Below are 25,206 nucleotides of genomic sequence, written 5' to 3' on the forward strand. Positions count from 1 at the left end.
GTTTCCGCGGGGCGGGCCGGGACGGGGCGCTGAGCCAGTAGAGTGACGGCTCGTGGCTGCACGACCGTTGAACGAAATTGTCGAACCAGGCTGGGCGAAGGCGCTGGAGCCGGTCGCCGAACGGATCGCCGCGATGGGCGACTTCCTCCGCGCGGAGGTCGCGGCGGGAAAAACCTACCTCCCGTCGGGTGCGAACGTGCTGAGGGCGTTCCAACAACCCTTCGACGAGGTGCGCGTCCTCATCGTCGGCCAGGACCCGTATCCGACGCCGGGCCACGCGGTCGGGCTGTCCTTCTCGGTGGCACCGGAGGTGAGACGGCTGCCGGGCAGCCTGGAGAACATCTTCCGGGAGATGAACAGCGACCTCGGCCTCCCCCGGCCCTCGTCCGGCGACCTGACACCGTGGACGAAGCAGGGCGTGCTGCTGCTCAACAGGGCGCTGACAACGGCTCCGCGCCAGCCTGCGGCGCACCGCGGAAAGGGCTGGGAAGAGGTCACCGAACAGGCGATCCGCGCACTGGTGGGGCGCGGTCGTCCGATGGTGTCCGTGCTGTGGGGCCGCGACGCCCGGAATCTGCGCCCGCTGCTGGGCGACCTCCCGGCGGTCGAGTCGGCGCACCCCTCGCCGATGTCGGCGGACCGGGGGTTCTTCGGCTCGCGTCCGTTCAGCCGGGTCAACGAGCTGCTGGCCCGGCAGGGGGCCGATCCCGTGGACTGGCGTCTGCCGTGAGCCCGGCTGCGGGCCACGCTGCCGACGGCGCGGGCAGCGCCGCGGACACCCCGGGCGGCTGGCTGCTCGGCGTCGACTCCGGCGGATCCGGACTGCGGGTCGCCCTGGCACGGCAGCGGACGAGCGCGGGTGCGGGCACGGGCCAGGTTGCCGGGTTCACGGAACGTACGGGTGGCGACAGGGCCCGGGAGTCGGTCGGCCGGGGCGAAGGTCCGGAGGTCGTCGGCGTGCTCACCTGCCCCGAGCCGGTGCGAACCAGCACGGCGGGCATCGACGCGGCGCACATGGCCGCGCAGTTGGTGCCGGCGGTGCGCTCGCTGCTGGCGGACGCCGGGGGCGGTACGGACGGGAGGGGGACCGCGCGCATCGCGGCTGCCTGTGTCGGTGCAGCTGGAATGGCGACCCTCGGGGGGCAGTTGCGGGCCGAGCTGCCTGGCGCGCTGGCGGGGGCGTTCGGGGTGCGCCGACTGGCGCTGGCGGCGGACGCGGTGACGGCGTACGCGGGCGCACTGGGCGAACGGCCCGGAGCCGTGGTCGCTGCCGGCACCGGAATGATCGCCATGGGTACCGACCTCCACTCCTGGCAGCGTGCCGACGGCTGGGGGCATCTGCTCGGCGACTGCGGCAGCGGCGCCTGGATCGGGCGCGCGGGGCTGGAGGCCGCGCTGCGTGCCTTCGACGGCCGTACGGGCGGCTCTGCGGCGCTGCGGGCCAGAGCGGAGGCGGTGTTCGGCCAACCGCTCAGCGCGTTGCCGGGCCAGTTGTATCCCCGTACGGACCGGGCCGCCGTCCTGGCCTCGTTCGCCCCCGAGGTGGCACGGTGCGCGCGGGAGGATCCGGTCGCCGCGAGGATCGTGCGGGAGGCCGCACGGGAGATCGCGGCGAGCGCTGTCGCGGTGTGTCCGGGTGGAGGGGCTGGGTCCGCGTCCGGCGACGGCTCGACAGGCTCCGCCGAGGGAGAGGTCCTGGTCGGCTGCGCCGGAGGGCTGTTCAAGCTCGGTGAGGCGCTGCTCGGTCCGCTGCGTGCGGAGTTGGCGGAGCGGCTTCCGGCCGCTCGGGTCGTGGAGGCGCCCGGCGGGCCCTTGGAGGGGGCGCTGCTGATCGCCGCGCAACTGGCGGGCGACCGGCTCGCACTGCCGTCCGACCCTGCGCTGCTGTCGGTGGCGTAGCAGGTCGGTATCGTGTCCGTTCCCGGGCACGGCATCGCAGTAGAGCGCATACGTGACAGGGACTCGAAAGCACCTTCCCCCCTCCCGGATTAATCGGGACATAAGCCCATCGGTCTCCCCCGGCCGAACAGCAAAGCCCATGAAGGCATTAGCATGCGGGCGCATGAGCTCCCCCACAGGACCGGACAATGGCCTGCCCGTACGAATGCCACGTCCCCGCCAGCCCGGACGGCACCGCCGACCGGAGCCCGTCGTCGCCCCTGAGGGCGCGCCGGCACTGGTTCTGGCCGTCCCCGGCGCACCCTCCGGCGCCACGCGCAGTCTCGCTGAGGAGACGCTGAGCATCGCGCGCTCGGAGCTGCCCGGTCTCGACGCGCGCGTCGGTTTCACCGAGGGCGACGGCGAGGAGTTCCCGACCATCCGCTCCGCCCTCGGCCAGGCGGTGACCGACCGCGCGACGCGCCGCCAGTACGCGCGCGAGGCGGCCGCCATGGCGCAGGAGACCGCGGCGCAGGAGGGCGAGGCCCCGGCGGCCGCCCCCGCGCCCGGGACGGCCGACGACGGCCTGCCCGCCGTCGTGGTGCCGCTGCTGGCGGGCCCGGACGCGGCGCAGCTGCGGCGCATCCGCCAGGAGGTCCTCAACAGCGGCTCGGGCGCCGAGCTGACCGACGTGCTGGGGCCGCACCCGCTGCTCGCCGAGGCCGTACATGTGCGGCTCTCCGAGGCGGGCCTGGCGCGTGCCGACCGGGCGCGGCTGTTCACGGTGGCGACAGCCGCCGACGGCATCGTCCTGGCCACCATCGGCGGCGAGGAGGCAGTACAGGCGGCCGGGATCACCGGCATGCTGCTCGCCGCCCGGCTGGCGGTACCGGTGCTGGCCGCGGCGCTCGACGACGAGGGCGCCGTCCAGCAGACCGCCGAGCAGCTGCGCAACTCGGGTTCGCAGCAGCTGGCCATCGCCCCGTGCCTGATCGGCCCGGAGATCGCGGAGGGGCTGCTGGAGGCGGCGGCCGAGGAAGCGGGCTGCTCGGCGGCCGAGCCGCTCGGCGCCTACCCCGCGCTGGGCAAGCTGGTGGCTTCCACGTACGCCGCCAAGGCCGGTATCGCCCAGCCGCAGGCCCGGCAGGGCGCGTCGGTGCGCTGAGCGCACGGCCCGCGGAACCGGGCGGACCACCGCGCCGCCCGGACAGAAGGCCGGAGCCGGTCCGAGCATCGCCGAGGCCGCCGGAGAGCTTCGTTCTCCGGCGCTCCCGCCCGCGCGCCTGCCCCGCAGCGCGCCCCGCTCATCCGTCCGGCTCCCTCGGATCCGCCGGCGCTCCAGAGGCGGCACTCACCCGTCGGCAGCGCGCTCGAAGATCACGCATGAGGCAGCGGGAGCGGTGAGGGATCCGGCCAGTAGGGGTGTTCCGGTGACCTGGTCCACCTCGAACCAGGTGACGTCGCCCGAGCGCTCGTTGGCGGCGTAGAGCCACCGTCCCGTGGGGTGTACGGCCAGGTCGCGGGGCCAGTGGCCGCCGCAGGGGACGCTGGTCACGTACTCCGGAAGGTCCGCCGAGGTCAGGGCGAGGACGCTCACGCTGTCGTCGCCCCGGTTGGCGGCCCAGGCGAAACGGCCGTCCGGCGAGAGGACGAGCGCGGAGGGGTAGTTGGCGACTGCTGCGAGCTCCGGCGGCAGGAGGCGCGTCTCGCCCAGTGGCTCCAGCTCGCCCCTGTCGGAGTGCCAATGGCAGGCCGTCACGGTCGAGTCGAGCTCGTTGACGATGTAGGCGCGCCGGGGCGCGTTCCGCTGCTCGGGGCGCGCTGGTGCGAAGGCCAGGTGGCGCGGGCCGGTTCCGGCGCGCAGCGGGGTCTCGCCGTGCAGCAGCAGCCCGGCTTCGGACGGCGGCAGTTCGTAGATCCACACCGAGTCGGTGCCCAGATCGGTGCACAGGAGCCACTGTCCGGAAGGGTCGGGGACGACGGCGTGCGCGTGTGGCCCTTCCTGTCGCTCCGCGACCGGCCCTCGGCCGTGGTGCTGGTGGGTGAGCGCACGGGTGCCCAGGCTGCCGTCGGCGCGCAGTGGGAGTGCGGTGACACTGCCGGAGGTGTAGTTGGCGGTGTAGAGAGCGTCCCTGGTCACGGCGAGGTGGGTGGGTCCGGCACCGGCTACTGGCACGGTGCCGCCGAGCAGTACGGGGCCGGGACCGGTGCCACCATGGGGCGCTCCGGGATCGCCTGACGGTGGGCGGCCGTTGAGGGAGAGGGCTGCTGCGCCGCCCTGGTCGGTCTCGCTGACGGCGTAGAGGACGCCGCTTCCGGGCGGGAGTGCCAGGAACGAGGGGTCGGTGACGGCGCGCTCCGTATGGTGCAGCGCGGTCAGCGCGCCGGTGCGGGCGTCGAGGGTCGCCGTGGTGATCCCACGGCCTCCCGCAGAGGTGAACGACCCGATGTACGCCCGCAGCTGCGGCCCCGTACCGCCAGCCATCGTGCTGCCCCCTTCACCGCTCCGTTCGGGGCACGACGGTAACAGGAAACGGCCACTTGGTCTGGACCACAACTGGGCGCCGGGCGGGGCGGGGTGGTCGTTGTGGGCCGCCGCGCTAGACGGTCGCCCTCGGAGGCGTGTGCAGCGGAGTGGCGAGCTGATGGAGAGCGTTCTCCAGGGCGTGCAGGTGTGCCAGCGCGCGGTCACCCGGCCCCGGCGGCTCGGCGGCAGCACAGGCGTCCGGAGCGAGGGCACCGGCCGCGGCGCCCGCCGGGACCGGCCCCGGGGCCGCGAGGCGGCGTACGGCGGCCTCCAGGCGCTCGCAGGCCGCCGTGAGCCGCGCGTCGTGCGAGGCGGCGGGGTCTGCGGCGGCCTCGGCCAGGCCGCGGACCTGGCGGGCGCAGTCGTCCAGCAGAGCCAGCACCTGGCGGGCCCTGGCCTTGCGGGCGCGCAGGGGGCTGAGGGGGTGCACAAGGGGCGCGACCGACAGCCGTACGCGCCCCAGCAGCAGTTCCAGCTCGGCAATCCGGGCCTCGGGTCCGTCCCCGCTCTCCCCCGCCAGCCGCCGCGCCGCGGCGAGCGCGCACTCGTGCACGCAGTGCACCGCCCGCCGTATCCACACTTCCGTCGCGGCGTGCGTGGTGACGGGCAGCACCAGCGCGACAGCGAGCACAGCGCCCAGGGCACCGACGGCGGTCTCCTCAAGACGCAGCCCGAGCAGGCCCGGGTGGAGCACGCCCAGCAGGCCGTACAGCATGCCGACCATGAGCGTGACGAAGAACATCATCCAGGAGTACGACAGCGGCGCGCTGAAGAAGATCCCGAAGACACAGCACGCGACGACCGCGAGGGTGGGCGCCATGGCACCGTCCGTCGGCACCGCGATGAGCAGCCCGGCGGCGAGCCCGGCGACGGTGCCGAGCACCCGGCGGAAGCCGCGCACCAGCGTCTCACCGCGGGAAGCGGTGTTCACGAAGATCCACCAGGCGGCGCCCACCGCCCAGTACCAGCGGTCCAGGGAGAGCGCCTGCCCGGCGGCCATCGCGAATCCGCAGGCGGCGAGCGCCTGGAACGCCTGCCGGGTGGTCGGGCGGCTCAGTCCCCGGCCGCCCACTGGTGCGATGGCCGGCTGCGGCCCCGCGCCACGCTCGACGGGCCACAGGACGAACCGGGCGAGTGCGGCCGCCGCGAGCGCGAGCAGGCCCGCGGCGACAGTCTGCGGAAGCTGCTCGGGCCCGGTGCGCAGAAACTGCGCGGCGAAGAACTCCATGAACGCGAAGATGCCCAGCGCATTGCCGCGCGGCCCCCAGCGCCTGGCGTAGACCCCGGCGAAGACGACGGCGAGGAACGCGGCGTCCCGGGCGAGCGGCAGCTCGTGCAGGAAAGCGGCCAGCGCGAGGACGGGGAAACCGACCGCCGGCAGCAGCGCCGTGGTGAGTGCCTGCGCCCGCACTGTGGTGTCCACGACGGTGAACAGCGCGAGGAGCGCCACCAGCCCGCCCGCGACGGTGGCCTGCAGCGGGAGGCCACTGAGCGCGCAGACGGCGACAGCCAGGCCGATGCCGAGGACAGCGCGCGACGAGACACGCGCCCTGAGGGAGCGTTCTGGACCGAGTGTCGCGACGGTGCGACGGAGGAGATGTGCTGGGGTCCTTCCCCCGGGCTTCCGAAGCGACTTCTCCAAAACCCCTCCAATCCGGGCCGGCCTGGCAGGCCGGCTGTCCACATGCTGGTACGAAGAGGAAAGCACCCCTTCCCACCTGCGACCAAATCGCACGCGTTTGGCATGCTGGGGCGCATGATCGGTTCTCCCGCCGGCCCCGCGGTCGTCTTCGACCTGGACGGCACCCTCGTCGACAGCGAGCCGCACTACTACGAGGCGGGCAGACGCCTGCTCGCCGCACACGGGGTCCCCGGCTTCACCTGGGAGGACCATGCGCGGTTCATCGGGATCGGCACCCGGGAGACCCTGGAGGCGCTCCGCCGCGAGCACGGGCTCACGACCCCCGTGGACCAGCTGCTGGCGGAGAAGAACCGGCTCTACCTCGACCTAGCGCGCACCGGCACCGAGGTATTCCCCGAGATGCGGAAGCTCGTCGAACGCCTCCACCCGGCCGGACATCCGCTCGCCGTCGCCTCCGGCTCGTCGCGTACCGCCATCGACGCCGTACTGGGAGCGACCACCCTGGACGCGCTGCTGCCGCTCCGGGTCTCGGCGGAGGAGGTGGCACACGGCAAGCCGGAGCCGGACGTCTTCCTGGAAACGGCCCGCAGGCTCGGCGTCGCCCCCGCCGACTGCGTCGTCATCGAAGACACCCCGCCCGGCGCCGAGGCGGCCCGGCGCGCCGGAATGCGGTGCGTGGCCGTTCCGTACGCCCCCGCCCAGGCCACCGACCCGGCCTTCGCGGGTGCGGATCTGCTGTTCCCGGCCGGTCAGCGGGAGTTCGACGCGCAGAAGGTGTTCGACTGGATCGTCGGCTGACCGCGGGCGGACCGTGCCGACCACTGCTGGGCGTGTGAAGGTCGCGGTGACACCGGCAGATGAGAGTGACGCAGGAGCGAACGGAGTGCGATGAGCGGGGCGGGGACACCGGACTGGATACGGGTTCCGGTCGGTGACGAAGCGGCGCGCTGGGCCACGCGGGGAAACTGCCGCCGAGTGCTGTTCGTGGTGCACAACGTCACCTCGGCGAGCCGGCTGCTGGACGTCATACCGCTGTTCCACGACGATCTCCGGGTGCAGCTGCTGCTCACCTGCACCGGCTCCTCCGCGTTCCAGGCAGGGGTTCACGAACTGTTCGCGGACACCGGCCTGCCGCACGTGCCGTGGGAGCAGGCCCTGGTAACCCCTGTGGACCTCGCCGTCTCGGCCAGTTTCGGAGGGCAACTCAACCTGATTCAGGGGCCGTTGACCATTTTGTCGCATGGGGTGGGATATAGTAAAAGGCTCGCGACAGCAGGACAGCAGGACAGCCCTGCCTCTGCCGTTTCTCCTGCCCCCGTCTTCGGGCTTTCGCCGGAGTGGCTGCTCACGGACGACGGTTCACCCCTCGCAGACGCCCTCGTGCTCTCCCACCCCGAGCAGGCCGACCGGCTGCACGCCGTCTGCCCGCAAGCCGCGCACACCGGGGTGCTCGCCGGTGACCCCTGCTTCGACCGGATGCTCGCCGCACGTGGATACCGGGAGAGATACCGCAGAGCACTGGGCGTTCGCCGGGGACAGAAGCTTGTCGTCCTCAACTCGACCTGGAATCCGGAGGGCCTGTTCGGGGATGGTGGCGACGCGGATGTGCTGCCGCAGCTGTTGTCGAGGCTGACGTCCGAACTGCCCGTGGACGACTACCGGGTGGTGGCCGTCCTGCACCCGAACATTTGGTACGGGCACGGGCCGGGGCAGATCCGGGCCTGGCTCAACCGTGCTCGGCGCAGGGGGCTGTCGCTGGTGGATCCGCTGCACGGCTGGCGGCAGGCGCTTCTCGGCGCCGATGCGGTGATCGGTGACCATGGTGCTGTCACGTTCTACGCGGCAGCGCTGGGCAGACCGGTGCTGCTGGGGGCCGCGCCGCTGTCCGGGCTCGCCCCGGACTCCCCCGTCGCCGGGTTCGTCCGTGGCGCGCCGCGGCTCGATGCGGAGGAGTCGCTGCTGGCGCAGTTGGAGAAGGTGTTCGCCGATCATCAGCCGCTGGACGCTCCGGCCGCCTTCACCACGTCGGTGCCCGGCGAGTCGGCGGAGCGGCTTCGAGCACTCTTCTACCGGATCATGGGAGTCCCGGAGCCCTCCTGGCCCGCCTCCCTGGAGCCGCTGCCGCTGCCCCCGTACGAGCCGCCGGCTCCGAGCGCACCGCTTCGCGTCCTGACGGAACTGGATTCGGTCACCGGGGACGCCGAAGAGGTCGGGGCAGCAGGTGACGTGGGAGGCGTCACCGTCTCCGTGCGTCGCCTCGCCGATCCGCCCGGTCCGACGTACGCATTCCGCGCAGGCGACGACGGGACGGCGCACACGGCCGTCCATGAGGACACCCGGGAGACGGGGGCGCTGGAGGTTGCCGATGTCGTCTTCCGCGACGGCGCGGCGGACGACCCGCGCCTGGGCCCGCCGGCGGAGTGGACGGCAGAGATTCTGCAGCGCTATCCGTACTGTTCCCTCGCCGCGTTCCTCACCGGGCCGGACGAATGCCTGGTGCGCACCCGTAGTGGGCATCTCCTGGTGTTGCGCGCCGTTTCCGCGCCGGGCGCCGACCCAGGGGCGTATGCGTCAGCTCTGCACGCCCTGCTGGCGGCGGGCAGCTCTGCGGAGGAACTGGTGGCGGCGGGGACGATGAATGTGCGTGCCGGGGCGGCCCTCCACGCTGTCTCCGTCACTGCGGCCCAGAAGGCGGCCCCGGAGGCTCCGGGCTGAGACAGCTCTGCCGCAGGGAGCGCAGATAGACCAGGTGGTACTCCGCGCCTTCGTCAGCGAGGGCGGCCATGGCCCGGTCGATCAGCGGGAGTGCCGCCTGGGTGTCGCCCGCGTCCAGCAGGGTCTCTGCCAGATCGGTGAGTGTCCGTGCCGTGTTGTACGCCTCGCCGGCCGTCTCGAAGAAGCTCAGCGCCTCGTGCAGCCGTTGCTGTGCATCCGTACGGTGACCGATGCCGCGCAGCGCCCGGCCCTGATGGCGGGTCAGGAGCGCGCGAGCACGGGGAAGGTCCGCGGCTTCCGCCGATTCCGGGTCGATGTCCGCGTAGCGGTGCATGGCCTGGGTGAAACAGTCGTACGCCTCGGCGAACCGCCACTGCCGCAGTCGCAGCAGTCCGAGGAATTCGATCGCCGAGGCGTGTCCACGTATGTGACCGGCTGCTGCTTCCCTGTCGGCAGCGGCGCGAGCTGCCGTCTCCGCCTCTTCGAAGCGGCCCAGTTCGGTCAGGCTGTGGGCGACTTGCGCGTGGAGTGCTCCTGCGGCACGGGAGCCGGGCAGATGGGTGTCGGCGGTGCGGGCTGCCAGGCGGAGCGCCGGGAGTACTTCGTCATGGCGACCGGCCTTCAGCTGGAGCGGCCACATGGCCTGTCCGAGGAGTACAACAGTGGAGTGGTCCCCGAACTCCTCGGCCGCGTAGAGAGCCTGGACCAGATTGCCCAGTTCGGCGGTCAGCTGTGCCACGGCATCCGCCCTCTCGACACCGGGAGCGAGCGGGGCGGAAGCGAGCTCTTCCGGTAGGGACGGGACGCGCCAGCTCTCGGGGAGCGCGGCATGTGCGGCGCGGAGGGCTTGGTGCAGATACCCCTGGACGACACGGGAGACTGCTGCCGCGCACGTGCCCAGTCCATCTTCGCGGACCGCCAGCGCCTCCGCGTGTGCCCGGACTGCCGGGCGGTACCGATAGCGGCCGACACCCACATGTTCCAGCAGATGTGCGGCCGTCAGCTCTTCGATGAGCCCGGTGGCTGCTGACTCGTCCGCACCAGGGGCGTCTTCCGAGCCCTGCGTCTCATTGCCCAGGGCACTCGCCGCCGTGCCGGGAGAGAAGGCAGGCCAGGGCCGCAGGGACATCAGCCGGTACAGCCGTGCCGCCTGAGGGCTCAGCAGCCGGTAACCCGCCTCGGCAGCAGCACGAACGGGATCGGTGGCGGAGGAGGAGCCGGGACGCGGATCAGAGCCGGAACCGGGGCCTGAAGGATCGGGCACGGGCGTCTCCTCACGCAGGGTCGACCCCGGAGGCGCGGCGAGCCGGGGTGCGGCAGCGCGCAGCGCGAAGGGCGATCCTCCGCACCGGGTGAGCAGGGCCGGCAGTTCGGCCCGGGCCCCGGTGACCGCCTCCCTGCCCGCCACATCCGTCAGCAGTCGCAACGCATACCGGTCCGTCAGCGGGCCCACGGCCACCGGCACCGCGTCCAGCCCGGCCAGCGGCCCGTCCGCGACAACCAGCACGAACACACCCGGCGCGGAGGTCAGCAACGGCTGCACCTGGGCCGCCGAGTGAGCGTGGTCGAGAACGATCAGCAGCCGCTGCTGCGCCACCAGTTGCCGGTAGAGAGCAATGCGTGCGTCCGCGGCCGGAGGTATCTCCGCCTCGGGTACGCCCAGTTGCCACAGCAGGCTGCGCAGTGCGGAGTTCGCGTCCAATGCGCTTCCGGCTGACGAGCCTTGTAGGTCGACATAGAGCCGGCCGTCCGGATACCGATGGGCGGAGCGGCACCCCCAGTGCACGGCGAGCGTGCTGGTCCCCATGCCCGGACGGCCGTGCAGCAGCGCGATGCGAGGCCGCCCGTCCGGGGCGCGGGACGCCTCCCGGTCCAGCTTCTTCAGCGCGTAACCGCGGTCGGTGAAAAAGCGCGGAGACGCGGGGAACGCCGGCCGCAGGGCATGCCCCCGGGCGATGGCCTGCGCCGACGGCACGGTGCGTGCGAAGGCGCTCCAGGCCCGGGCCCAGCCGCGGGTCCCGCCGCAGACCGTCATGGATCTCCCTGGCCACCTCTTCGAGCCCTGCGGGCCCGGACGGTGCGGGCACCTCGCGCCCGGCAATCCGCCGTACCAGCCCACCGGCCGACTCCCATGCCCGCTTTCCGGCCTCGTTGGCCATCCCGGCCCCGACCGCACTCAGCACTGCCGTGATGGCCGTCAGCGAAACCGGGTCGAGCATGCGGCCCCCTGCCCCCTGTGTCTGCGCCATCCACGGCGCGCCCTCCATGGTCCCTGCCCACCTTAGCGGCCGTCCGGGGAGCACCGTTGCGGTGAGTTGGGTGAGAGCATCGGCATCCGTCCATGCGGGGGACGCGAAAAACGGTACGGGTGGTGCGGGAGGTAAATGCCAACGGGAAGTGGGATCAGCCGGTCGGCAGTTGCCGGCCCGACCGGCACCGGGCGAACCCACACGGCGTAGCCGCGAGTCGGATCACCGCGCGAAGCGCTGCGTGGCGGCCCGGACCACGGCCAGCGCGTGGTCGGCGCCCAGGCCGTGGCCCGCTTCGCCGAGGAGGTGCAAGTCCGCGTCCGGCCATACCTGGGCCAGCCGCCAGGCGATGTCCGGTGGGCTGCTGATGTCCAGGCGGCCGTGCACCAGGACGCCCGGGATTCCGGTCAGCTTTACCGCGTCGCGGATGAGGGCGTCGTCAGGGAGCCATGCCGCGTGGCGCCAGTAGTGGGTGACCAGGCGGGCGAAGCGCATTCGGAAAACAGGGTCCTGGTACCGGGGATCGGGCCTGTGGCCCGCATGCGTCGCGACATGAGTGTCCTCCCAGCGGCACCACTCCCGCGCGGCACGCTCCCGTACGGCCGCGTCGGGGTCGGCCAGCATGCGGGCATATGCGTCCACCAGACTGCCGTCCCGCTCGCCCGCCGGGACGGTGTCGCGGAAGCGGGTCCATTCCTCGGGGAAGACCCGGCCCATGTCGCGAGTAATCCACTCCACCTCACGGTGCGTCGTGTTCGTGACGCTGAAGAGGATGAGTTCGCTCACCCGCTCCGGATGCGTCTCCGCGTAGGCGAGACCCAGCGTGGCGCCCCAGGAGCCGCCCAGGACCAGCCACGACTCGATCTCCAAGTGTCGGCGCAGCCGCTCGATGTCGCGGAGGAGGTGGTGGGTTGTGTTGGCCTCGAGGCTGGTCGCGGGGTCGGCGGCGTCGGGCGTGCTCCGGCCGCACCCGCGCTGGTCGAAGAGAACGATCCGGTACGCGGCGGGATCGAAGAGCCCGCGCCACCACGGCGCGGCCCCCGAGCCCGGTCCGCCGTGCAGCACCACAGCGGGCTTACCGGCGGGGCTGCCGCAGGTCTCCCAGTGGACGAGGTTGCCGTCTCCGACGTCCAGCATGCCGCGGTCGTACGGATCGATGGGCGGGTGGTCAGCGGGCATCGGCGCCTCCCGGGAAACATTTACAACAGCGCTCTCGGATTGATTGTCCTGGATCGCGCGCCGAGCCCAACTCGCCCTCGTTGGGAGGCTGTAGGCACCCTGCTGCGCCACCTCCTTGACACCCTCAACGGCCTCGACAGCGACGTCGCCGAGGACACCTACCAGGGGCGGGGTCTCCCCAACTGCCGCTCCCGCCACTCGCCTTTGGGCCCGCGTGCTGCGTACAGCGGGGCGCCAGGCCACCTCGAGCCCGCCGAGGCGACCGACGTCACGCACACGGCAGCCGACCAGACCCTGGCCCAGATGGCTCGGGCTGCCGGGACCACCGGCATGCCGGGATGTGCCGCCGCATCGCCCATCAGGACAACGCCGCGTCGAAGTTTCCCGCCGCGCCGTCGGTACAGCGTCAGCCGGTGGTGAAGGCCGCAGCATCGAGCGTGTTCCTCAGGTAGCCGAGTAGGAGTTGACCGAGAGCGAGCGCCGCCACGCGACCCGGCGCTCCGGCCAGAACCTGTTCGGACAGGACGGCGATGGTGTGCGCGAGGTCCCGTTCTTCGTGCCACTCCACCCGCAGCCCTCTCAGCATCCTCCGAGCCCACCAGGTTCGACGGAGAGCGACGTGCCCGAGCCCAGCAGTACGTGCAGGGCGTGCCGGATCGTCCAGGCTCCCTCGCAGCGGTTACCGCATTTGTCCGCCTCGACACACAGCGCCGGTGCCACCGTCTCCCCTGCCCTCCGGCTCGGCCAGACGGGGCCGCGCGCGGACGCTTACGGCATGCATTCGAGGCGGGCGGAAGACCGCTGGGAGCCTCTCATTGAGAAGGCTGGCGACGACCGTCCTACGGAGCTGCACGGCGTCCCCGGCCAGGAAAGCCGTCAACGTTGTACGCACATTGACGAGTTCCCCCTTCCACCGCTATGGCTGACAGACGGGAACCTGCTGTCAGTCACGGCACGCTCACCCGGCAACCGGGGCGCTCACAGTTCGTGCGGCCGGATTCCCGCTGCAGTCCCGCCGAAACGGCTCACTGGGCCGTTTTCAACCTGTTCGCTTGGCTGGTGCGACGATGGGTGTCCTGGTGTTGGGAAGTGGTGAAGCTCCTGGTAGAAGGATCGTCGACCAAGATCAACCCGCACCACCAGGAGCTTCGTGTGCTGGTTTACCCGTCGGCGATCGATCTGTCCGGCCAGAGCTTGCGCTTCCTCGCCCAGCACCTCACCCACCGGCGGCGCGAGCTGGGCACCCGCTGGCGCAAACTTCCCACCGGACGGCAGGCGTTGCTCGCCCTGACCCACCTGCGCTGCGGCGACACCTACTGCCCAGCTCGCCGCCGGCTTCGGGGTCGGTGTCGCCACCGTCTACCGCTACATACACGAGGCGATCACCGTCCTGGCCGCCGTCGCTCCCACCCTGGAGCAGGCTGTAACGGCCGCCTCCGCCAAGGCGTTCGTCATCCTCGACGGCACGCTGCTGCCCATCGACCGGATCGCCGCCGACCGCCCGTTCTACTCCGGCAAACACAAGAAGCACGGCATGAACGTGCAGGTGATCACCGACCCCTTCGGACGCCTTATCTGGGCCTCGCCCGCTCTACCCGGCGCCACCCACGACATCACCGCCGCCCACACCCACCACGTCATCGACGCTCCGGCCGAGGCGGGCATCAAGTGCTTTGCGGACAAGGGATATCAGGGTGCGGGAGGCACCGTGGTCGTTCCTTTCCGCGGCAATCACGGGAACCTGTCCGCCGGCAAGCAAGCGGTCAACATCGCCCATGCGAAGATCCGCGCCGTGGGCGAGCAGGCAATGGCCACGCTCAAGGGCTGGCGCCTGCTGCGCAAGCTGCGCTGCAGCACCACCAGGTCACCGACATCGTCAAGGCCGCCCTCGCCCTCCACCTCGCGTCAGCGTGAGGCGGGAACGGCTCAGTAATTACCGTGCGCGGTGTACAGCGGACACCACATCTGGTCGAGTCCGGAGCGGCCGCAGCGCTGCCACCCCTTCCTCGAGTCCGGCCTTCATGGCGAAGTCGAACCGATCCACCTCCAAACACAACCCCACATCGGCGGGGTGAGCACCGCGGCGTCGCCCGCCGCGCAGGTCATCCGCGGCTGGGGAGGTGCGGGCGCGGTGCAGATAGGGGCCGGGGTCGAGACGATCCCCGGCCAGGAGCCGGTCCAGGTACTCGGCGCAGGCCAGATCCTCGGCGGCACGGCCGTCCTCGCCGGTGGCCACGAACGTCACCGAGTCGGCGCCCGCATCCGCCAGGGCCCGGCCCGTCGCGCCGGCCACGACGAAACTGGCGCACAGCGCCAATTTCGCCTCGATGACCGCCAGGGCACCAACCGTTCCCGCAGTGGTCTTTTGAATGACGGTGCGGCCGGCCAAGTCGGCCTCCTGGATCAGGCCAGGGGAGTTGACCAGGTCGAACCCGCTGACCAGTGCCCCGTCCTTGAGCGCAAGCCAGCCCGGGTGACAAGCCTTGATCGCCAGTGCCTCGTCCTCGTCGGCAGCGAGAACGATCTTGTCTGCCCCGCGGTGGAAAGCCCATGCGGCGGTGGTGAACGCCCGCATCACATCGATCACAACGGCCACCTGTTCGGTGCCGTCCACCTCAGGTATTCCGACTACTCGCGAGTCCATGCCGGGATGGTCGCAGCCCGCTGAAGCGGTCCACAAGACACGTTGACGATCTTTCGGCGACTCAGGATCTGCTGGGCGGCTACCTCGCGGGCACGCGCTCGCGGGCCAGCGGCTCGTCGCCTGTGGTCTGACCTAGACCGTCAGCAAGTTGGAAAGAACTCAATGCTTGACACCGTGTAGTTGCAAAACGAAAACGTCATGAGTGTCTACATGTGGTGTGAATCCTTGTCCGCGCTGTGGTGTGAGGTACAGATTTACGCCAACCTGATGATGAAGAGCACCTTCAAGGTTGCGGCTGAGATCTGCAATGACTGCGGACTTGTGATGAACTCCATTGATGACGACGGAGTACCCCTCTTGGTATGCGCGATAAATGGCCTGAATGCCTGGAGTCCCATTGCCGTGCAGCTGGGCTTCCAGCTCAGAGGAGCCACCCGCCACCGGCGGAATGCGTCATCCTGGACGGCACCTTGAGCCCCCACCGACCGCGTCGGCGCCGGCGAGCCCCGTGCTGTTCGATGAAGCACCGCCTCCACTGGATGAACGTCCAGCCTCTGGCCGCCCCGGACGGCACCCCGCTGTGGTTCTCACGGCCGCATCTCCCGCAGGGGCATCGAGCCCTCTCAACGGCCGGGTCTCCGTCATGGGATCGTTGAACCGACAGTGGCGTGGCCGGGGTGCCGCCGCCTACACGGTCGGAACGAACGGAAGGCAGAACAGTTCCGCACCTTCGCCGGAATGGCCGCCGCCCTGAGCTGCTATCGCAGGCTTGCGAAGGCCATCAGACTCGACGTGATCCGCAAGGTATGACCAACCGCGCCCATCGGCGGACGGGATTACCGTTGCGCATCGGCTTGTGCACGGGCGCGTTCGATGTCGGGGACGTGGCTCTCGGCCCATTCCCGGACGGCACGTAGGGGTATCAGCAGTGACCGCCCAAGGTCGGTGAGGGCGTACTCGACATGCGGGGGATTTGCGGGAACCTCCGTGCGAGAGATCAGACCGTCGTACTCCATGGCGCGAAGCGTCTCGGTGAGCGCCTTCGGTGTGATACCCCGGATGTGCGCCTTGAGCTCGGTGAATCGCATCGGCCTGTTGTCCAGCGCGTTGACGATGAACACCGTCCAGCGCGCCCCGATCCGGTGCAGAACGGTGCGACTCGGACAAGTCGCGGCCATGACGTTGTAGGCGTTACCCATGCACGGCTCCCAGTAGCGTTGTAGATACCGGTATCGAATCTATACCGTCCGAGGTCGTGACTATTCCCGATTGCACCGTCCGTTCCTCGGCAGCTCGGCACCGCCGCCTCGTCACAGCGATCACCATCGACTCGATCGGTACCGGTGTCTTCGTCCCGGTTTCGATGCTGTACTTCCTGGCCACGACGTCACTGACGCTGGTGCAGGTGGGCGCGGCACTGACAACGGCCGGGCTGCTGGCGCTCCCAGCGGGTCCTCTGGTCGGAGGACTGGTCGACCGGTACGGCGCCAAGCCGGTACTACAGGCGGCAAACCTGGCCCAGGCGCTCGGCTTCGCCGGGTATCTCGTCGTGGGCCAGACATGGCAGATCGCCGTCTGTGCCTGGTTGAACAGTGCCGGACGGGCGGTGTTCTTCAGCTGCTACGGCGTGACCGTCACGGCGCTGGCCGCGCCCGGCCAGCGCGAGCGCTGGTTCGCTCTTCTGGGGGCGGTACGCAACCTCGGCTACGCACTCGGCGGCCTCCTCACCGCCGTCGCCGTCAGTTTCAGTACTCACAGCGCCTACACCGCGATCGTGGTCGTCAATGCCTTGTCCTATCTCACGGCCTTCGTTCTGATGCGGGCCGTGCCGAACAGCCGTCCCGAGGTCGGCCAGGACGCTGCTGGAGGCTGGGGGCGCGTACTCCGGGACCTGCGGTTCCTGGCAGTGGTCGCGCATCAACTGTGCTTCGCGGTCTCCTTGTTCGCCCTCAACATCGCGATACCGGTCTATGCCGTGGACGTGCTGGGACTGCCTGGCTGGACTGCCGGCGCCGTCTTCACACTCAACACCCTGATGGTCGGCTTTGCCCAAGGCGCCATCGTCGGGTGGCTCAACGGGCGGATCCGCAGCCGCGTCCTCGTCGCCGGACACGCCTGCTTTGCGGTCGGCTACCTCCTGTTCCTCGCCGCCGACCGCGTGGCTGCGCTCGCCCTGGCGGTCGGCGTCGTGCTGCTCGGCGCAATCAGCTACACCTTCGGTGAAATCGTCGGCGGCCCTATCACGTCGACTGTCGCCGCGGAGAGCGCCCCAGACGCTCTCCGCGGCCGGTACTTGGCCCTCAACCAGCTCGCCGTAAGTGTCGCAGGAGCGGTCGCTCCCGCCGCCCTCTCCGGATTGCTGTCCACGCGGGCAGCCGCGATCTGGCTGACCCTGATCGGCGTCAGCGTCCTCGCAGCTACGCTCGCCACCACGATCGGCAAAGTGATGCCAGCGGCGCAGAGCCGAATCGGCGGTGTCTAGTGCCGTAGGTTCACCGGACTGACGGTTATGGCGGTTGGATGAAGCTCCCATGCTGGCAAACGCGAGGCGGCACCGCAGCTATCGGGCAGGCAGCAGGAATACGCCCTCACAGCCTGAACGGGGGATTCGGGATACCTTCAGAGGGACCGCACCCTAAGGGCTGTCCCGTAAATGATCTACGGTGTTCTGGTTGTCCAGTCCGTTTCTCGTTACCCGGCCAGGGCGAGGTTGTGCAGGCGGGCGACGCCGAGCATGGCGTGGTGAACACCGTCACCTTTCAGGCGGCAGTCGCGGAGGATCTTCCAGGTCTTCATTCGGGCGAAGGCGTGCTCTACGCGGGCGCGAACCTTTCGGTGAGATGCGTTGTGTTCCTCTTTCCACACCGGGAGTTCGGCCTGGCCGCGCCCGCGGCGGTGCGGGATCACCAGGCCGGTGCCCCGGTAGCCGCCGTCTGCAATGACCGTGGTCCTGCCGACAGCGCCTTTGGCGCCGGAAAGTTCCCACGCCTTGCAGTCGTTGCGGTTGCCGGGGACCGGCCGGCCGACGGCGACCACGAGCCGGGTGTCGGCATCGATGACGACCTGGTGATTGGTCGAGTACCGGTAGTTCTTCGACTGCTCGGCGACGGTGTGATCCCGGGTGGGCACCAGGGTTCCGTCCACGATCAGCACGGTGTCCTTCCGGAACCGCCTGCGCGGCTGGAGCGCGAACGAGGGCCCAAGGTGGTCGATGATGCGGTCGGCGGCTGACTTGGACACCCCAAACAGCGGCCCAAGCTGCCGCAAGGTCAGGTTCGTCCGCCAGTACGCGGCGACGAGCAAAACCCGGTCCTCCAACGGCAAACTCCACGGCCGTCCTCTGCGGACCGCATCCGCGCCTTCGCGGCGCAGCGCGGTGATCAGCTTGTTGAACTGACGCGGGCTCAGCCCAGTAAACGGGGCTATCCAGGAAGGCTCCGACGCCGTGATCACACCAGCCATCCCGAGATCATCTCTTGAGATGGGGGCGATGCGCGATGTCCCGCGGAATCCGATGGCGCAGCGCAGCTCAGATGTCAAGAATCACCGGATGCATGAAGTGAAGTTGTCCGACGGGATCATCACTCTGTCCCCGCTGCGCCCGGACGATGCGGAGGCGCACCTCGCGGGGGAGGATGAGCCGCTCGTTCGCTGGCTCAGTGGCGGTCCCGGCACACGCGAGGGCGTCGAAGCCTACATACGGCACTGCCAGGAGCAGTGGGACACATCCGGCCCGCTCCGCGCTTTCGGCATCCAGGTCGGCACCGACGAGACGCTCGCCCTCGCCGGGACGATCGACCTGCGGTTCACAGCAGAGGGCTTGTCTCCCGGCCAGGTGAACGTCGCCTACGGCCTCTACCCGTCCTGGAGAGGACGCGGCCTGGCCACCCGCGCGGTCCTCCTGGCCTCCCGATACGCCGCAAATGAGGGTGGGAAGGAGGCCGTGATCCGAGTAGCGCCGGAGAACACCGCATCAGCCTCAGTCGCCCGCCGGGCCGGATTCACACCCAGCAAGCACACACACAGCGAAGACGGAACACGGCTCGACTGGTACATCCGAGACTTGCGCATCGATACCCAGAACGACCCTGGTGCTCCCAAGCCAGCATGAGAGCGTTGGGCGACGAATGACCAGCGATTACGGGACAGCCCTTAGAGAGATGACCTTCCATATCTAGCCATTACCCAAAGGCAGTTCTCCTCCGTCGGGTCCTCGGCCCCACGTTCCGGCATCGAGATCGTCGGGGAGGTAGGTACCGGCCGTTGGGCCGTCGTGTCCTGTGTCACAGGCGGCAGCGTCAGGGCTGGGGGGGTAATCCGTGTCGAAGCCTTCGGCAATCATGGCGTTGTAGTCGGCGCGGATCAGTTCGGGTTCTGCCCTCTTCTGCTGTCCCTCTCCATGTGGTCACTCCTCGGGTCCGGCGAGGTCGAAGTCCTCCTGAGTCAGCTCGTCGGCCAGGCGCTGTTCGGCGATGTCCGCGTAGTGGTCGGACAGGTCGATGCCGACGAACCGCCGTCCCTCGCGCAGCGCAGCGACGCCGGTGGAGCCCGACGCGGCGAACGGGTCGAGGACGGTGCCGGCGGGCGGGCAGATCTTCACCAGTCCCCGCATCACCTCCACCGGCTTCTGCGTGATGTGCATCCGGCCCTACGGGGCTGGCCGGCCTGGTACAGCCCGGGGAGGTAGACGGGGTTGCGGCTGGCGTCGCGGACCCTTGGTGCCCCAGACGAAGTACTCACAGGACTACTTGAGCCGTCCCTTCTGCGGGCGGGAGGCCTTCCGGATTACCGGAATCCGTAGGACGGCTGGTGCTTGGGGCGGCCCGCTTTGCGGGCCTTGACGGTGGCGTCACGGTTACGTCGTTGGATTGAGCGCAGTTCCATCTGCGCGCCCCACGCCTCGATCGTGAAGCGGTTCTCATCGGCCGGGTCGTCCAGATCCCACGGGCCGTCGTGGCCACAAGTGACGAGGAGCTTGCCCTCGTCGCGCATTTTGTAGCCGGTGTTCAGGCAGTCGGCTACGTTTCGCCCCAGCCGGTCCACCGCCGCAGCGACCAAGCCGTCGTAGGAACCCCTCTCATCCCGTGGCCAGGGTCCCAGCTGCGGCCTGGCACCGAGTTGGTGGCGCCGGAGACCTCCCAGTCGTCGGCCCAGCCGATGATGTGCCGCCGATCGCCGCAGCGGCTGACAGCACGTCCGCCCGCTGCCGTTCGGGAGAGGTCGTGGCCGCCTTCATGCGGGACAGCCGCCGCACCCCGACCAGGCACTTCCCGCACCCGTCCCAGGGCCGTTCCACCACATCCATGTCCATACCGCGCACTGCTTCTCCGTATCGGACCAGGAAGAGTGCGGAGATATGGCTGCCACACCCAGGATGATCTTGGTCAGTCCAAGCTCACCCCAGGAAGCTCAGCCGGACCTTCCGCTCCGGATTATCCCCATTCGTGTCCACCACGCAGACAGACTGCCAGGTCCCCAGGGCCAGCTGCCCGCCGATGACGGGCACCGTGGCGTGGGGTGGCACGAGGGCGGGGAGTACGTGGTCGCGGCCGTGGCCGGGGCTTCCGTGTCGGTGTTGCCAGCGGTCGTCGGGTGGGAGGAGGTCCTGGAGGGCGGACAGCAGGTCCTGGTCGCTGCCGGCGCCGGTCTCCAGCAGGGCGACGCCCATGGTGGCGTGGGGTGCGAAGACGTTCAGGAGGCCGTCCCGGCCCTCGGCGACGTCGCGCAAGAAGGACGCGCACTCCTGGGTCAGGTCGTGGACGGTTTCCCGGGAGCCGGTCCTGACGTCGATCGTTCGCGTGGTGAAGCTCTCAGCCATGGGTCGATCTTCTCAAAGAGGACTGACAGCGCACCCTCGCGCGGGCCCGACGGCTGCCGATGCTGCCCGGCAGCCGGATGGCACCCTCCTCCCGCCGGGAAGGTTCCGGGACCCTGGGCGGTTGGTACGGGCATGAACAACGTGGCGGTGGTGGTCGTCGGTGCCGGGCAGGCGGGGCTCTCCAGCGCGTATCACCTGCGGCGCGTGGGCTTGGAGCCCGGCGTGGACTTCGTCGTCCTGGATCATTCGCCCGCGCCGGGTGGTGCGTGGCAGTTCCGGTGGCCGACGCTGACGTACGGCCGTGTGCACGGTATGCACGCGCTTCCCGGGATGGAGCTGACCGGTGCGGATCCGGAGCGTCCCTCGTCGGCGGTGATCGGAGAGTACTTCGCCGCCTATGAACGCGCCTTCGAGCTGCGAGTGCGGCGTCCCGTGGATGTGCACGAGATACGGGACGCGGGCTGGGGCGGGCGGCTTCTGGTGCGGACCTCGGAGGGTGACTGGGCGGCGCAGGCCGTGATCAACGCCACTGGCACCTGGGACCGGCCGTTCTGGCCCCGTGTGCCCGGCCAGGAGGACTTCCGGGGCCGGCAGCTGCACACCGCGCAGTACCCCGGTCCCGATGCCGACGCCTTCGTGGGCAAGCGGGTGGTCGTCGTCGGGGGCGGCACGTCTGCCGTGCAGCATCTGATGGAGATTGCCGAGGTGGCGCGGGAGACGCTGTGGGTGACGCGGCGCCCTCCGGTCTTCCGTGACGGCCCCTTCGGCGAGGAGGAGGGCCGGGCCGCTGTCTCGCTGGTCGAGGAGCGGGTACGGGAGGGGCTGCCGCCGCGCAGTGTGGTGTCGGTGACCGGGCTGCCGATGACCGAGGCGGTCCGTAGGGCCCGGGAGAGCGGGGTGCTGGAGCGGCACCCGATGTTCGCGCGGCTGACCGCGGACGGCGTCGAGTGGGCCGACGGCAGCAGAGCCCCGGCGGACACGGTCCTGTGGGCGACCGGCTTCCGTCCCGTCATCGACCATCTGGCGCCGCTGCGGCTGCGGGAGCCGGGCGGCGGCATCCGGCTGGAGGGCACCCGGGCGGTCCGTGACCCACGGGTACACCTGGTCGGCTACGGCCCCTCCGCCAGCACGATCGGCGCCAACCGGGCGGGGAGATCCGCCGTACGGGACGTACGCGCGCTCCTGGCTGCCTCGGCGGAGCAGGAGGCGGCAGAGCAGGAGGCAGCGGCGCCCGCCCCTGCCGTCTCTGTCACCTGACCCGGCCCGGGCCGCCGCACGCCGCGCTGCCGCGCCTCAGCCGCGTGACGGAAGCGTGGAGGCGCGTACGACCAGTTCCGGCTGGAGCACGATGCGCTGGTGTTCGTGGCGGGCCGCGTCCTCGCCGGTCTCCTCGATCAGCAGATCGGCCGCTGCTCGGCCCATGCGGTAGGCGGGCTGCCGTACGGAGGTGAGGGGGACGGCGGCAGCGGCGGCGAACTCGATGTCGTCGTAACCAACCAGGGCCACCTCTTCGGGAACGGCGACGCCGGCCCCGTACAGGGCCTGAAGCACGCCGAGGGCCATCAGATCGTTGGCGCAGAAGACGGCCGTGGGGCGCGGTGACATGCCCAGCAGCCGGGCGCCGGCGTCGCGCCCGGCGGCCACGTCCATCCGGGCGCCCTCTATGTGCCGCAGTTGCACACCGGAGCCGAAGGCGCGCAATACTTGGGTTGCGCCGGTGTGCCGGTCGCGGCACTGGCTGAGATGCATCGGTCCGCTGACATAGGCGATGTTCCGGTGCCCGCCGTCGAGCAGGTGGCGCACGGCGAGCCCGGCGCCCTCGACGTCGTCCACGGAGACCGAGCACCCCTCCGCGCTGGGCACCACGCGGTCGACGGAGACGAACGGGATGCCGTGCCGCTGGAAGGCGGTGAGGTTGTTCCCCGTCGTCTCCGTGGGGGTGATCAACACGCCGCGGACGCGCTGTTCGGCGAAGAGGGAGAGGTAGTCGGCCTCCTCACTGGGGTTCTGCGCGCTGTTGCAGAGCATGACGCCCAGCCCGGCGGCACGCGCCGCCCGCTCGGCGCCCGCGGCGACGTCGACGAAGAACGGGTTGGCCATGTCGAGCACCAGGAGGGCGATGATGCGGCTGCGCCCGGCACGCAGATGGCGGGCCGACTCGCTGCGCACATAGCCGAGCCGTTCGATGGCGGACTGCACCCGCACGCGGGTCTCCTCGGCCACCATGGCAGGCCGGTTGATGACGTTGGAGACCGTGCCGACGGAGACTCCGGCCGCGCGGGCGACCTCTTTGATCCCGACCGTTCGGCTCACCTGTGCGCTCCGGTGGCTTCCGGTCGCCCGCGCCGCTTCCGCCGCACTTGCTCAGCCCCTCCCTGCCGGCCCGGCCGGCGCCTTCACCAGGCGACGTCTGTCTCGGTTCCAGGCGACGTCGCGATTCCAGGCGACGTCGCGCAGGCACAAGTTTCTCAGAAGCCCGAAGTTTCTCAGAAAGCCGAAGCCGTCGCTCAGAAGTCGAAGTCGTCGATGTTCTTGCTGGTGAACACCGTAGGGGGACCGAGAACGACTTCGCCGTCCTTGCCCACCGTGTACTCCCCGAGCTTCCCCGCCTTGAACTTCTCGCCCTCCTTGCCGGTGATCTGCCCGGAGGAGAGCGCAGCAGCGGCGTAGGCGCCCAGATAGCCGAGCTCGGCGGGGTCCCACAGGGAGAACTGCTCGATGGTGCCGTCCTTGACGTATTTGCGCATCTGGTTGGGCGTGCCCAGCCCGCCGAGGGTGACCTTGCCCTTGTACTTGGAGCCGCTGATGTAACGGGCGGCGGCGGCCAGTCCGACCGTGGTGGGCGAAATGATGCCCTTCAGGTCCGGGTACGCCTTGAGGAGCCCCTGGGTCTCCTGGAAGGACTTCTGGTCGACGTCGTCGCCATATGCGGTCTTGACGAGCTTCATGCCCTTGTACTTGGGCTTCTTCAGCTCGTCCTTCATGATCTTTATCCAGGTGTTCTGGTTGGTGGCGTTCTGGGTCGCGGAGAGGATCGCGATGTCGCCCTTGTAGTTAAGCTGTTCGGCCATGTCCTTGACCAGGCCGCGACCGATGTCCTCGGAACTCGCCTGGTTGATGAACACATGGCGGCAGTCCTTGCCCGCGTCCGAGTCGTACGTGACGATCTTGACGTCCTGCTTCATGGCGGTCTTGAGCGGCCCGCACACCGCGTTGGGGTCGTTGGCGGCGAGCAGGATGGCGTCCTGGCGCTGCTGTGTCAGCGTGTTGATGTAGCTGACCTGTGAGGACGCCTTCGCGTCGGAGGGTCCCACTTCCTTGCCCTTGCCGCCGAACTCCTTGGCGGCCTTGATGCCACCCTTGTCGACGACGGTCATATAGGGGTTGTTGATCTGCTTGGGCAGGAAGGCGAGCTTGAGGCCCTTCTTCAGTGGCGCATCCGGGTCGGCCTTGGCGTTCTGCGCCTTCTCCTTGGCGTCGTCCTTGGCGTCGCGCTTCGTCGTACCGGAGCAGCCCGCCAGGCCGATGGTCAGGGCGCAGGCCGCCGCGGTGACGGTGAGGAGGCGGGAGCGGTGATGCGATCGCATGGAGATGCCTTTCAGGGGTGTTTGCGGGCGGTGAGCAGCGAGATCGCTCTGGGGGTGAGCACGGAGACGATCAGCAGCGCCCCGGTGACGATCACTTGGATCTCGTGGGAGACATCGTTGAGAGTCAGGAGGTTGTTGAGGACGCCGATGAGCAGCACCCCGGCCACCGCGCCGCCGAGCGTTCCCTTGCCGCCGTCGAAATCGATCCCGCCCAGCAACACGGCAGCGACGACGGTCAGTTCCAGGCCCAGCCCGTTGTCGGCGCGTGCGCTGCCGTAGCGCAGGGTGTAGACGATGCCTGCGAAGGACGCCACGAAGCCGCTGACGGCGAAGAGGATCAGCTTGAGGCGCTTGACCCGGATCCCGGCGAAGTAGGCCGCGTCCTCCTGCGCACCGACGGCGAACAGCGCGCGGCCGAAACCGGTGCCGTGCAGCACGATCGCGGCGGCGACGGCCAGCACGGCGAAGAGCGCCAGTGGATACGGCACGAAGGTGCCCGGCACGGTCTCGGTGTTGCTCGCCCACTGGGCGTAGGTCTCGGGGAAGTCGGCGACCGCCTTGTTGCCCAGCACCACGGAGGCCAGCCCCCGGTAGAGGGTGAGAGTGCCGATGGTGACGGCGAGCGAGGGCAGCCCGACGCGGGTGACGAGCCATCCGTTGAGCAGTCCGCCGACCAGTCCGACCGCCAGACACACCGGCACGATGGTCTCGAAGGTCCATCCCGCGTCCCACAGTGCGCCCGCCAGAGCGCTCGAGAGGCCGAGCATGGAGGCGACGGACAGATCGACCTGCCCCGCGACCACCAGGAGGGTCATCGGCAGCGCCAGGAGGGCGATCTCCGCGGTGTCGTTGAGGGCGGCCGACAGGTTCGCCGTATCCGAGAAGCCTTCAGTGGTGCCGGTGCCCACCAGGAAGGCGGCGATCAGCAGGGCGCCGACAGTCGCGTCCCAGCGCAGGAAGCGGCCGG

General features: G+C 70.1%; 22 protein-coding genes and 3 pseudogenes. 10 read left to right on the forward strand and 15 right to left on the reverse strand.

The genetic code is table 11. From position 1 onward, the window contains the following. The first annotated feature begins 52 nt into the window (after window positions 1–52). The 3 genes from ITI46_RS09265 (at window position 53) to ITI46_RS09275 (ending at window position 3,043) form a co-directional block, all read left to right on the forward strand. Window positions 53–730, forward strand: a complete 678-nt coding sequence (locus tag ITI46_RS09265) for a uracil-DNA glycosylase (protein WP_209238962.1) — start codon at window positions 53–55, stop codon at window positions 728–730. Then, window positions 727–1,899, forward strand: a complete 1,173-nt coding sequence (locus tag ITI46_RS09270; RefSeq protein WP_209238963.1) for an N-acetylglucosamine kinase — start codon at window positions 727–729, stop codon at window positions 1,897–1,899. The genes ITI46_RS09265 and ITI46_RS09270 overlap by 4 nt, the downstream gene beginning before the upstream one ends. Window positions 1,900–2,062: 163 nt before the next feature. Further along, entirely contained in the window at window positions 2,063–3,043 is a 981-nt protein-coding gene (locus ITI46_RS09275; RefSeq protein ID WP_209238964.1) for a sirohydrochlorin chelatase, read from the forward strand. Window positions 3,044–3,229: 186 nt separating this feature from the next. Here ITI46_RS09275 and ITI46_RS09280 read toward each other — a convergent pair whose 3' ends face one another. Together ITI46_RS09280 and ITI46_RS09285 are read right to left on the reverse strand one after the other, a co-directional pair. Continuing rightward, on the reverse strand, window positions 3,230–4,363 hold the full coding sequence (locus tag ITI46_RS09280) for a lactonase family protein (protein WP_209238965.1): 1,134 nt from the start codon (window positions 4,361–4,363) through the stop codon (window positions 3,230–3,232). A gap of 115 nt (window positions 4,364–4,478) precedes the next feature. Continuing rightward, window positions 4,479–6,047, reverse strand: a complete 1,569-nt coding sequence (locus ITI46_RS09285) for an FUSC family protein (protein ID WP_209238966.1) — start codon at window positions 6,045–6,047, stop codon at window positions 4,479–4,481. 114 nt (window positions 6,048–6,161) lie between these two features. Here ITI46_RS09285 and ITI46_RS09290 point away from each other — a divergent pair, with 114 nt between their 5' ends. Both ITI46_RS09290 and ITI46_RS09295 read left to right on the forward strand, forming a co-directional pair. Further along, on the forward strand, window positions 6,162–6,845 hold the full coding sequence (locus ITI46_RS09290) for an HAD family hydrolase (RefSeq protein ID WP_209238967.1): 684 nt from the start codon (window positions 6,162–6,164) through the stop codon (window positions 6,843–6,845). 90 nt (window positions 6,846–6,935) lie between these two features. After that, entirely contained in the window at window positions 6,936–8,762 is a 1,827-nt protein-coding gene (locus tag ITI46_RS09295; RefSeq protein ID WP_209238968.1) for a hypothetical protein, read from the forward strand. On the opposite strand, the gene ITI46_RS09300 is transcribed toward ITI46_RS09295, so the two are convergent. The 3 genes from ITI46_RS09300 to ITI46_RS09310 all read right to left on the reverse strand — a co-directional run bounded on the left by ITI46_RS09300 (window position 8,722) and on the right by ITI46_RS09310 (window position 12,776). Then, window positions 8,722–10,797 carry an ATP-binding protein gene (locus ITI46_RS09300; RefSeq protein WP_247745714.1) on the reverse strand — a complete coding sequence of 692 codons (2,076 nt, stop codon included), beginning with the start codon at window positions 10,795–10,797 and terminating at the stop codon, window positions 8,722–8,724. The two genes, ITI46_RS09295 and ITI46_RS09300, sit on opposite strands and share 41 nt — an antisense overlap. 436 nt (window positions 10,798–11,233) lie before the next feature. Further along, complete coding sequence (gene pip, locus ITI46_RS09305; protein WP_209238969.1) at window positions 11,234–12,190, reverse strand: prolyl aminopeptidase; 957 nt, start codon at window positions 12,188–12,190, stop codon at window positions 11,234–11,236. A gap of 406 nt (window positions 12,191–12,596) precedes the next feature. Further along, a complete protein-coding gene (locus tag ITI46_RS09310) occupies window positions 12,597–12,776 on the reverse strand; it encodes a hypothetical protein (protein WP_209238970.1) in 180 nt (59 codons plus the stop codon). A 566-nt stretch (window positions 12,777–13,342) separates the two neighbouring features. Here ITI46_RS09310 and ITI46_RS09315 point away from each other — a divergent pair. Then, a pseudogene (locus ITI46_RS09315) lies at window positions 13,343–14,104 on the forward strand (transposase family protein). A 19-nt stretch (window positions 14,105–14,123) separates the two neighbouring features. Here the strand turns inward: ITI46_RS09315 and ITI46_RS09320 are convergent. Then, entirely contained in the window at window positions 14,124–14,834 is a 711-nt protein-coding gene (locus ITI46_RS09320) for a 2-phosphosulfolactate phosphatase (protein WP_209238971.1), read from the reverse strand. A 159-nt stretch (window positions 14,835–14,993) separates the two neighbouring features. Next, the gene (locus ITI46_RS36015; protein WP_209238972.1) at window positions 14,994–15,275 is read right to left on the reverse strand and encodes a JmjC domain-containing protein; all 282 of its coding nucleotides are present in this window, start codon (window positions 15,273–15,275) and stop codon (window positions 14,994–14,996) included. Between the two features lie 11 nt (window positions 15,276–15,286). On the opposite strand from ITI46_RS36015, the pseudogene ITI46_RS36020 reads away from it, so the two are divergent. Next, window positions 15,287–15,427, forward strand: a pseudogene (locus ITI46_RS36020) (IS5/IS1182 family transposase); the annotation flags it as partial. Between the two features lie 243 nt (window positions 15,428–15,670). Here the strand turns inward: ITI46_RS36020 and ITI46_RS09335 are convergent. Then, window positions 15,671–16,033 (reverse strand): winged helix-turn-helix transcriptional regulator, encoded by a 363-nt coding sequence (locus tag ITI46_RS09335; RefSeq protein WP_209238973.1) that lies wholly within the window; start codon window positions 16,031–16,033, stop codon window positions 15,671–15,673. Between the two features lie 56 nt (window positions 16,034–16,089). Here ITI46_RS09335 and ITI46_RS09340 point away from each other — a divergent pair, with 56 nt between their 5' ends. Beyond that, on the forward strand, window positions 16,090–17,316 hold the full coding sequence (locus tag ITI46_RS09340; RefSeq protein ID WP_307808104.1) for an MFS transporter: 1,227 nt from the start codon (window positions 16,090–16,092) through the stop codon (window positions 17,314–17,316). 209 nt (window positions 17,317–17,525) lie between these two features. Here ITI46_RS09340 and ITI46_RS09345 read toward each other — a convergent pair whose 3' ends face one another. Then, on the reverse strand, window positions 17,526–18,296 hold the full coding sequence (locus ITI46_RS09345) for a transposase (RefSeq protein WP_209238974.1): 771 nt from the start codon (window positions 18,294–18,296) through the stop codon (window positions 17,526–17,528). On the opposite strand from ITI46_RS09345, the gene ITI46_RS09350 reads away from it, so the two are divergent. Continuing rightward, a complete protein-coding gene (locus tag ITI46_RS09350; protein WP_307808105.1) occupies window positions 18,280–18,945 on the forward strand; it encodes a GNAT family N-acetyltransferase in 666 nt (221 codons plus the stop codon). The genes ITI46_RS09345 and ITI46_RS09350 overlap by 17 nt on opposite strands. 294 nt (window positions 18,946–19,239) lie before the next feature. Here ITI46_RS09350 and ITI46_RS09355 read toward each other — a convergent pair. The 3 genes and pseudogenes from ITI46_RS09355 to ITI46_RS09365 all read right to left on the reverse strand — a co-directional run. Then, window positions 19,240–19,620: pseudogene (locus ITI46_RS09355) on the reverse strand (DNA methyltransferase); the annotation flags it as partial. Then, on the reverse strand, window positions 19,620–19,892 hold the full coding sequence (locus ITI46_RS34720; RefSeq protein WP_247745715.1) for a recombinase family protein: 273 nt from the start codon (window positions 19,890–19,892) through the stop codon (window positions 19,620–19,622). The gene ITI46_RS34720 and the pseudogene ITI46_RS09355, both read right to left, overlap by 1 nt. Before the next feature lie 337 nt (window positions 19,893–20,229). Further along, a complete protein-coding gene (locus tag ITI46_RS09365; protein WP_209238975.1) occupies window positions 20,230–20,652 on the reverse strand; it encodes a YjbQ family protein in 423 nt (140 codons plus the stop codon). 132 nt (window positions 20,653–20,784) lie between these two features. Here ITI46_RS09365 and ITI46_RS09370 point away from each other — a divergent pair, with 132 nt between their 5' ends. Further along, entirely contained in the window at window positions 20,785–21,909 is a 1,125-nt protein-coding gene (locus ITI46_RS09370; protein WP_209238976.1) for an NAD(P)-binding domain-containing protein, read from the forward strand. Window positions 21,910–21,945: 36 nt separating this feature from the next. Here ITI46_RS09370 and ITI46_RS09375 read toward each other — a convergent pair whose 3' ends face one another. The 3 genes from ITI46_RS09375 to ITI46_RS09385 form a co-directional block, all read right to left on the reverse strand. Next, the gene (locus ITI46_RS09375) at window positions 21,946–22,965 is read right to left on the reverse strand and encodes a LacI family DNA-binding transcriptional regulator (RefSeq protein ID WP_209238977.1); all 1,020 of its coding nucleotides are present in this window, start codon (window positions 22,963–22,965) and stop codon (window positions 21,946–21,948) included. Between the two features lie 194 nt (window positions 22,966–23,159). After that, on the reverse strand, window positions 23,160–24,239 hold the full coding sequence (gene rhaS / locus ITI46_RS09380; protein ID WP_209238978.1) for a rhamnose ABC transporter substrate-binding protein: 1,080 nt from the start codon (window positions 24,237–24,239) through the stop codon (window positions 23,160–23,162). Window positions 24,240–24,250: 11 nt separating this feature from the next. Further along, window positions 24,251–25,195 (reverse strand): ABC transporter permease, encoded by a 945-nt coding sequence (locus ITI46_RS09385; RefSeq protein ID WP_247745719.1) that lies wholly within the window; start codon window positions 25,193–25,195, stop codon window positions 24,251–24,253. Window positions 25,196–25,206 lie beyond the last annotated feature (11 nt).

It is taken from the genome of Streptomyces oryzae (genome assembly GCF_017676365.1).
GTDB classification, from domain to species: domain Bacteria; phylum Actinomycetota; class Actinomycetes; order Streptomycetales; family Streptomycetaceae; genus Streptomyces; species Streptomyces oryzae.

Bases quoted from the DNA above. Each gene is read 5' to 3' on its own strand.
- ITI46_RS09345 (WP_209238974.1), bottom strand. From the start codon at position 18,296: ATGGCTGGTGTGATCACGGCGTCGGAGCCTTCCTGGATAGCCCCGTTT.
- ITI46_RS09310 (WP_209238970.1), bottom strand. From the start codon at position 12,776: ATGCTGAGAGGGCTGCGGGTGGAGTGGCACGAAGAACGGGACCTCGCG.
- ITI46_RS09335 (WP_209238973.1), bottom strand. From the start codon at position 16,033: ATGGGTAACGCCTACAACGTCATGGCCGCGACTTGTCCGAGTCGCACC.
- rhaS (WP_209238978.1), bottom strand. From the start codon at position 24,239: ATGCGATCGCATCACCGCTCCCGCCTCCTCACCGTCACCGCGGCGGCC.
- ITI46_RS09370 (WP_209238976.1), top strand. From the start codon at position 20,785: ATGAACAACGTGGCGGTGGTGGTCGTCGGTGCCGGGCAGGCGGGGCTC.
- ITI46_RS09290 (WP_209238967.1), top strand. From the start codon at position 6,162: ATGATCGGTTCTCCCGCCGGCCCCGCGGTCGTCTTCGACCTGGACGGC.
- ITI46_RS09295 (WP_209238968.1), top strand. From the start codon at position 6,936: ATGAGCGGGGCGGGGACACCGGACTGGATACGGGTTCCGGTCGGTGAC.
- ITI46_RS09300 (WP_247745714.1), bottom strand. From the start codon at position 10,797: ATGACGGTCTGCGGCGGGACCCGCGGCTGGGCCCGGGCCTGGAGCGCC.
- ITI46_RS09320 (WP_209238971.1), bottom strand. From the start codon at position 14,834: ATGGACTCGCGAGTAGTCGGAATACCTGAGGTGGACGGCACCGAACAG.
- pip (WP_209238969.1), bottom strand. From the start codon at position 12,190: ATGCCCGCTGACCACCCGCCCATCGATCCGTACGACCGCGGCATGCTG.
- ITI46_RS09280 (WP_209238965.1), bottom strand. From the start codon at position 4,363: ATGGCTGGCGGTACGGGGCCGCAGCTGCGGGCGTACATCGGGTCGTTC.
- ITI46_RS09275 (WP_209238964.1), top strand. From the start codon at position 2,063: ATGAGCTCCCCCACAGGACCGGACAATGGCCTGCCCGTACGAATGCCA.
- ITI46_RS09365 (WP_209238975.1), bottom strand. From the start codon at position 20,652: ATGGCTGAGAGCTTCACCACGCGAACGATCGACGTCAGGACCGGCTCC.